The 7,371-nt window shown below is 74.2% G+C and carries 8 protein-coding genes; 2 read left to right on the top strand and 6 right to left on the bottom strand.

Annotated features, from left to right (window positions below):
• Positions 1–1,236 (bottom strand): AAA family ATPase (locus ACEQ2X_RS18295; protein ID WP_370327294.1); only part of this gene is annotated, 1,236 nt, incomplete at its 3' end.
• Between the two features lie 148 nt (positions 1,237–1,384).
• Complete coding sequence (locus tag ACEQ2X_RS18290) at positions 1,385–1,570, bottom strand: hypothetical protein (protein WP_370327293.1); 186 nt, start codon at positions 1,568–1,570, stop codon at positions 1,385–1,387.
• Between the two features lie 245 nt (positions 1,571–1,815).
• Here ACEQ2X_RS18290 and ACEQ2X_RS18285 point away from each other — a divergent pair, with 245 nt between their 5' ends.
• Together ACEQ2X_RS18285 and ACEQ2X_RS18280 are read left to right on the top strand one after the other, a co-directional pair.
• Positions 1,816–2,832, top strand: a complete 1,017-nt coding sequence (locus tag ACEQ2X_RS18285) for an alpha/beta fold hydrolase (protein ID WP_370327292.1) — start codon at positions 1,816–1,818, stop codon at positions 2,830–2,832.
• On the top strand, positions 2,825–3,223 hold the full coding sequence (locus tag ACEQ2X_RS18280; protein ID WP_370327291.1) for a hypothetical protein: 399 nt from the start codon (positions 2,825–2,827) through the stop codon (positions 3,221–3,223). Before ACEQ2X_RS18285 ends, ACEQ2X_RS18280 begins: the two co-directional genes overlap by 8 nt.
• A 720-nt stretch (positions 3,224–3,943) precedes the next feature.
• Here ACEQ2X_RS18280 and ACEQ2X_RS18275 read toward each other — a convergent pair.
• The 4 genes from ACEQ2X_RS18275 to ACEQ2X_RS18260 all read right to left on the bottom strand — a co-directional run bounded on the left by ACEQ2X_RS18275 (position 3,944) and on the right by ACEQ2X_RS18260 (position 7,349).
• A complete protein-coding gene (locus tag ACEQ2X_RS18275; RefSeq protein WP_370327290.1) occupies positions 3,944–4,912 on the bottom strand; it encodes a type IV toxin-antitoxin system AbiEi family antitoxin domain-containing protein in 969 nt (322 codons plus the stop codon).
• Positions 4,913–5,446: 534 nt separating this feature from the next.
• Positions 5,447–6,280, bottom strand: a complete 834-nt coding sequence (locus ACEQ2X_RS18270; protein WP_370327289.1) for a DNA-formamidopyrimidine glycosylase family protein — start codon at positions 6,278–6,280, stop codon at positions 5,447–5,449.
• A complete protein-coding gene (gene rnc, locus ACEQ2X_RS18265) occupies positions 6,277–7,071 on the bottom strand; it encodes a ribonuclease III (protein WP_370327288.1) in 795 nt (264 codons plus the stop codon). The genes ACEQ2X_RS18270 and rnc overlap by 4 nt, the downstream gene beginning before the upstream one ends.
• Positions 7,068–7,349, bottom strand: a complete 282-nt coding sequence (locus ACEQ2X_RS18260; RefSeq protein WP_370327287.1) for an acyl carrier protein — start codon at positions 7,347–7,349, stop codon at positions 7,068–7,070. Before ACEQ2X_RS18260 ends, rnc begins: the two co-directional genes overlap by 4 nt.
• Between the last annotated feature and the right edge of the window lie 22 nt (positions 7,350–7,371).

Here is a 7,371-nt window from a genome sequence, read left to right as displayed (position 1 = left end):
GCCCTCCTCCGAGCGCGCCTGGGCGAGGGCGCGGCGCAGGGCGGGCAGCTCGCCCTCCCCGCGGCTCCGCCGCGCGCGGGCCTCGGCGCGGCGGCGGGCGTCGGCGGCGGCAGCCTGCTCGTGTGCGCGGCGGGCCTGCTCGGCGGTGCGGGTGACCGTGCGGGCCGCCTCGAGCGCGGCCGCGGTGTCCCGCACCCGCTCGAGGACGGCCTCGAGCGCCTCGGCATCCCGGTCGGCCTCGGCGCGCAGCTCCGCGGGCGGGCGGCCGGCGATCGGCTCCTCCGCGGCGTCGACCAGCCCGTTGCGGCGCTCGACGATCCGCTCGACCACGCCGGAGGCGCGCTCGACCAGGTTGGCCAGGGCGAACTGGGTCTCGGTCGCGGCTCGGACCGCCGGGGTCAGCTCGCCCAGCCCCTCGGCGATCTCCCGCTCGGCGCGGCGCTGGCCGGCCTCGGCCTCGGAGAGCTCGGCGAGTCGGCGGTCGGAGTCCGCCCGGCCCGCCTCCTCGGCGTTCCAGCGGTCGAGCAGCCGGGCGAGGTCCCGGAGCGCGCGGTCGGTGCGGACGCTGCGGAGCTCGGCGGTCAGCTGAGCGTGCTTCTGGGCCGCCTCGGCCTGGCGCTCGAGGGGGCGGAGCTGGCGGCGCATCTCGGCGAGCACGTCGACGAGGCGCTCGAGGTGGCCCTCCATCTGCTTGAGCTTCCGCAGCGCCCGCTCCTTGCGGCGGCGGTGCTTGAGGATGCCGGCGGCCTCCTCGATGAAGGCGCGGCGCTCCTCCGGGCGGGCGTTCAGGACCGCGTCGATCCGCCCCTGGCCGACGATCGTGTGGGTCTCACGGCCGAGGCCGGTGTCGCTCAGCAGCTCGGCGACGTCGAGCTGGCGGCACTCGACGTCGTTGATCGAGTAGGCGTTCTCGCCGCTCGCGTACATCGACCGGCCGACCGTCACCTCGCTGAACTCGATGGGGAGGGACTCGTCGGCGTTGTCGATCGTGATCTGCACCGACGCGCGGCCCATGGCCTTGCGTGCTCGGGCGCCGGCGAAGATCACGTCGGCCATCTGGCCGCCGCGGAGGTCCTTCGCGCTGCGGGTGCCCATCGACCAGGTCAGGGCGTCGACGATGTTCGACTTCCCCGACCCGTTGGGTCCGACGATGACGGTGATCCCCGGCTCGAAGTCCAGTCGGGTCGCGTCGGCGAAGGACTTGAACCCTCTGAGGTGGAGCGACTTCAGGTACACGACGCGTGGAGCCTACCCGCGCTCCCCGGCCTGGCCGTGGAGGGTCGACGGCCCGCCGGTCACCCTCCCCGGGTGCGGGCGTGGACGACGACGAGCCCCCGGGCAGTCGCTGCCGGGGGCTCGGTGCGGGTCGTGTGACCTGTGCCGGCTACGCCGAGGTGGAGGCGAGCTCGTCGACGTCCGCGGTCGCGTCGCGCAGCTCGCGCAGCATCGCGTTCTCGGCCCGCAGGTCGGCGTTCTCGGCGGTCAGCTGCGCGACCTTGCTCCGCAGGGCGGTGATCTCGGCGAGCAGCTTGTGGGGGACGGTGTCCCAGGAACCGACGAGTGCCTTCATGTGGGTCTCCTGTGGTCGGTGCGATGCGGTGAGGTCGATCTCGCGTGGCGAGGGTGAGAGAGGCGCGGGGCGCTGGCAAGGTGGGCGGGGGCGCTGACCGAGGCCAGCTCCACCGCACACGTCCGGTCGCCCGTGACCGGCAGCCGGGGACGGCGTCGCGCACGGCCACCACGTCACACGCGGATGATACGCCTCCGGACAGGCTCGGAACAAGGTCCGATAGGGCACCTGGAGAGGTCTCCGACATGGGTGGACGACACACGATCGCCGCCGGCGCCGCCGGCCTCGTCGCCGGCGCGGGGCTGGTGACGGCCATCGCGGGCCGCTCCCGCCCGTCGCTGCCGGGTCTGGTGGCGCTGAACCCGCCGGAGCTGCCCGAGGCGCGGGTCGTCCGCCTGCCCGACCGCGGCGAGGTCTTCGTCCGCGACCAGCCCGGTCCCTCCCCCGACGCCCCGACCGTGGTGCTGCTGCACGGCTGGGTCGTGTCGGGCGACCTCAACTGGTTCACGTCGTTCGCCCCGCTGTCGTCGGTCGCGCGGGTCATCGCCCCGGACCACCGGGGGCACGGGCGCGGCTCCCGCCCGAGCGTCCCCTACCGCCTGGTCGACGTGGCCGACGACGTGGCCGCGCTCATCCACGAGCTCGGCACGGGACCGGTGGTCCTGGTCGGCTACTCGATGGGCGGCCCGATCAGCCAGCTCGTGTGGCAGCGCCACCCCGACCTGGTCGCGGGCCTGGTGGAGTGCGCCACCTCGACGCACTTCGGCTTCGGCCCGCTGGGCGGCGCGCAGTGGCGCCTGATGACGGTGTACCAGACCATCACGCGGTTGCTGCCGCGCACCTGGCTCGAGCGGGTGCTGCTGGCCCAGATGCACGGCTCGCCGGTGCGGCTGGTGCAGTCCATCGGGCCGGAGGCGGCCCACCTCGCCCCGCTGCTGCCGTGGATCGTCGGGGAGATCGAGCGTGGCGAGGCCGAGGACATCGGCGAGGCCGGACGGGAGCTCAGCCGCTTCGACTCGCGGGGCTGGATCGGCGGGCTGGACCGACCGGCGGCGGTCATCGTGACGACGCGGGATCGGCTGGTGCCGCCGCGCGCGCAGCTCGAGCTCGCCGGGCTGATCCCCCACGCCCTGGTGTGCGACGTCGCCGCGGACCACGACGCGCCGGCGGCATCGGCCGGGCCGTTCAACGAGGCGCTGGTCGCCGCGGTGTCCCACGTGCTCGCGGAGGGCGGGGCCGGGGTGGCGGGCTCGGGTGGGTGAGGGTCGCCGCGCCGTGCCGCTCAGCCGGGTGGCGGGGCGGCTGGCGGGCCGCTGGTGGCGGGGGGGGTGGCGGCGCCACGGCGCCGCGGTCGTGCGCGCGGCCGGGCCGGCGACGGAGGGGTGGGCCACCGCCGGCGCGTACCTGTGGTTCGTCGCGTACTGCTGGATCGGCCTGCTGCTGAGCGTGGCCGCCACCCGGCTGACCGGGACCACCAGCGCCGTGACCACGATCGTGGCGGTCGCCGGCGGCGGGGTGCTCGGCTGGTGGCAGGCCCGCCACCGGCTGGCGCGGTACGCGGACCCCTCCACCCCTCCCCTGGCGAGGTTCGGGTTGGCGCTGTGCGCCTGGCTCGGCTTGATCGGCGTCGCGCTGCTGGTCCAGGCCACCTGAGGGGTGACCTGGGCTGCGGTGCGCGCCGGCCCGGACGGGGGTGCACATCCGGCGACCGGCGTCCTCCAGCCCATCGGCACCCGGCCATGACCCGGGCACCCGGGCGGAGCGGTGGCCTGCGCCTGCGCGGACGGGGTGCAGGTGTTCCTGGGCCGGCGGCTGGGCGCACATCGTCTGGTGCCGATGACGGCTACGAGGACGGTCTGCGCACGGTGTCCGGTGCCGACGACCGAGCGACTGCACCGTGACCGGTGGTGACGACAGGGCGACTGCACCGTGTCCGGTGCCGATGGCGGAACAACTGCACGGTTTCCGGCACCCTCCCGGACGATGTGCGGCTCGGGCAGCCTGGGCACCCGATGACGTGAAGACCGCGGCCCGAGCGAGCCCCGACGACGTGCCTGAGGCCCGGGGACGGCCACGGACGGCCAGGACGTCGTGGTCCACGCCACGGAGGGCCTGTCCGCAACGCTCCAGGGGCCACGGTGCCCCAGGTCCGCGGTTCCCGGCGCCGCATCTCCGGTCCGCAGTCACGGGAGCCGCGGGGCCGGACCGTGGACGGCAGATCGCCGTCGTTGGCGCCGCGGTGACCCGGCCGGTGCGTCAGGCCGCGGTACCCGGTCATTCGGTGACCACGTCGCGGTGGACCGATCCTGCGCGGACCAGACCCTGCGGTGAACCAGACCTGCGGGGATCGGGCTCGCGGGCGGTGGGGCCCGGTCAGGCGGCGGGACGCGCCAGGTCGACGACGCGGTCGGGGAGGAGTCGGGCGTCGATCATGGCCGTGACCTCCTGCAGGCGGCGCTCGTAGGTGCGGCGGACGTGGTCGAGGACCCGAGCCGGTTCGCTGCGGACCATCCCGCTGGTGATGCGCTGGATCAGCACGTGTCCGTCGGTGGTGTCCATGTCGCGGAAGCCGTCGGCATCCCGATCGGTGGGGAGGACGTGGTGGTCACGGCCGTCGAACTCGAGGCCGTAGAGAGCCTCGCGCCAGCACGCGTCCAGGCGGCGGCGGGGGACGATGACGTCGTCCTGCCAGATCGGCTGGGGGTGGAAGCCGGCGAGGAGGCGGGCGAGCGCGCGCTCGCCGTCGTTCTCCTGGGCCATCGAGGGATCTCCGAGCACGCGCAGGACCCGTCGCGCGCCGTGATCCCCCGGCATCTGCTCGGCTCGCCACCGCACCGCTCCGAGCGTGGTGATCCGCCGACGGCGCAGGTCGTCGAGGAGAGCGCGCAACTGGGGCTCCGGCAGGCGGCGGGCCAGGATGGTCGTCGCGAAGGGCGCCTCGAGCACCGGGATCCCGTCGATGGCGCCCCGGTCGCGCTCGTCCATCCGGTACGAGTGGACCGTGTAGTCCCGCTCTCGCAGGTGGCGTGGGGCGGGGATCACCACCTCGACCGGACCCGGTCGCATCGCGGCGCCGTGGAGGCGGAGGGAGTGCGCCGGTCCGGCGACCGCCCCCTCACCGCAGTCCAGGATCGCGGCCAGGAGGTCCTGGCCCTGCGGCACGTACGCCGCCGCCCGGCGGTACACCCCGCGATGGACCGCCTCGAGCACGCCGGATTCGAGCCACCAGTCGATGCGGGCCGGTGGGACGCCGTGCACCTCGATCAACCGTCGGCGGGTGATGAGGCCGAGGTGGCGCTGCATGTCGAGGACGATCGCGCTGGTCAGGAGGATGGCGGCCATGCCCGCAGCATCGACCTCGACGGCACCGCTCGGCGGCGCGATCTGCCAGACCTGTGGACAACTCGCGCACCTGCCCACCACCGGGTGCCCGGACGCCCAGCGGATGCACGGTTTCCGGTGCACGGGAGCGGACGACCGCACGGTGTCCGGTGCTGAGACCCCGGCAACTTCGCGTCGTCCGGCAGGCGCGGTCGGGCAACTGCACGGCGTCGGGCACCCTCCCGGAGGACGTGCAGATCGACGGCGCGGTCGCCCGGAGAACGTGCGGACGCACCGGCCCAGCGCCGGAGAACGTGCGGACGCACCCGACCCCGCACCCGAGGACGTGCCAACCACTCGGCCCACCACCCGAGGACGTGCGGACGCACCCGGCCCAGCACCGCGGGAACCCCGCGGACCAGGGACCCCGCACCCGGGGACGCGCGGTCGACGGCGCGCGGGACGAACGACGTGCGCGTCCCCGAGCCGTGCAGGTGCACTGCCCGGCGGGGCGGGACGCGGACGACGTGCGGCCCTGCCCCTCCCCGGTCGCGGTCAGGTCTGGGTGCCGGGGCTGTAGTAGCTCTTGAGGCCCTTGGCGATCTCGGCGTACTCGATGGTGGCGCGGGCCCGGGCGTCGGGCTGGCCCTCGCGGGCGTAGATCTTGAGGTGGTCGACCTCGGCGTAGGGGATGAAGCCGTCGGCGCCCTCCTCGGGGGCCTGGTCGACGCCGCCCTGCTTGATGGCCTCGTAGATCACCTCGAGGATGGCTCGGTGGAGGCGGCGGACCTCCTGGCTCGACAGCGTGCTCGACCCGCGGCCGGGGGCGAGGCCTGCCTCGAAGAGCACCTCGTCGGCGTAGACGTCACCCAACCCGACGACGAACCCGTCGTCGACCAGCACGGCCTTCAGCAGGTCGTCGCGGTCGCTGAGGGCCTGGGCGAACACCGGCCACGGGATCGGCTCGGCGAGGGGGTCCATGCCGAGGCCATGGAGCTCGTCGAGGTCGGCGACCGCGTCGGTGTCGATGACGAACAGCTGGCCGTCCGGCTCGAGGTCGTGGTAGTGCAGCGACCCGCCGGTGGTGAAGGACATGGTCATCCGCGTGTACTCGCCCCGGTCGGCGGTCGCGGTCTCCTTCGTCATCCGCGCGCGGCTCCCGGGCAGCACGACCAGGGTGTGGTCGTCGTCGAGGCCGAGCAGCAGCGCCAGCCCCCGACGCTCCATCTCGGTGATCTTGCGGTCCTCGAGGGTCGCGGCGAAGTCCTTGATGGTCCCGTGGCGCTTCACCAGCTCGGCGGGCGACAGCCAGACCTCCTTGATCTTCTTGCCCACGACTTCCTTCTCGAGGTCCCGCTTCAGGACCTCGACCTCGGGCAGCTGCGTCACTGGCGTTCCTTCGCGTCGGGTGTGGTGGTGGCGCCCTCGTCGGGGTCGTCGTCGGCGTCGGCGGCCGCGTCGAGGCGGGCCCGGAGGGTCCCGAAGGCTTCGCGGGCGGCGCCCTGCTCGGCCTCCTTCTTGCTGCGGCCGCTGCCGACGCCGAGGACCTCCGAGCCGATCACGACCTCGGCCGTGAAGACCTTGGCGTGGTCCGGTCCGGTGTCGGTCAGCTGGTAGACCGGCATGACGGAGAGCTCGGCGGCGGTGAGCTCCTGCAGCGACGTCTTGTAGTCGAGGGACTCGCGGCGGAGGATGATGTCCTCGAGCAGGTCGCTGAAGAGGTGGAGGACGACCTTTCGGGCGGCGTCGATGCCGGCATCCAGGTAGACCGCGCCGAGGACCGCCTCGAGGGTGTTGGCCAGGATCGAGTCCTTGTCGCGGCCGCCGGACTGCTCCTCGCCGACCCCGAGCAGGACGGCCTCCCCCACGCCGGCCTGGCGGGCGACGTCGGCGAGGGAGATCGTGTTCACCGCGGCGGCCCGGACCTTGGCCAGGCGTCCCTCGGCGCTCTCGGGGAGGCGCGCGAAGATCTCGTCGGTGACCACGAGGCCGAGGACGGCGTCGCCGAGGAACTCGAGCCGCTCGTTGTCGCCGATCCCGCCGGCCTCGAAGGCGTAGCTGCGGTGGGTCAGCGCGCGGTGCAACAGCCCGAGGTGGTCGAAGCGGTGGTCGAAGGCAGCCTCGAGCGCGACCTGCGGTTCGGTCCGGACCACACCCGCGGTGGCCTCGTCGCCGCTCATCGCCGTACCCCGCCCTTCGGCGCGTCCCGCACGGCGCGGCGCAGCGCATCGGCGGCGTCGCCCACGGTCGTGATGGCGCGGAGGGCGTCGTCGTCCAGGCGGACGGTCACGTCCCGCACGGCGAGGGCCCGCTCCACGCCCTCGATGACCTCGACGAGGTCGAGGGAGTCCGCCCGCAGGTCCTCGGACAGCCGTGCGTCGAGCGCGGGTGGCGTGTCCAGGGCGAGCACCTCCTGCAGCTGCATCACGAGCAGCCCATCGATCTCTTCGCGTTCCATCTCCTCACACCACCCACCCGAC

Origin of the sequence: Euzebya sp. (assembly GCF_964222135.1) — a bacterium.
Taxonomy (GTDB): Bacteria; Actinomycetota; Nitriliruptoria; order Euzebyales; family Euzebyaceae; genus Euzebya.
The sequence above is the reverse complement of the archived record's forward strand: the minus strand, read 5'-3'. Positions and strand labels throughout refer to the sequence as shown.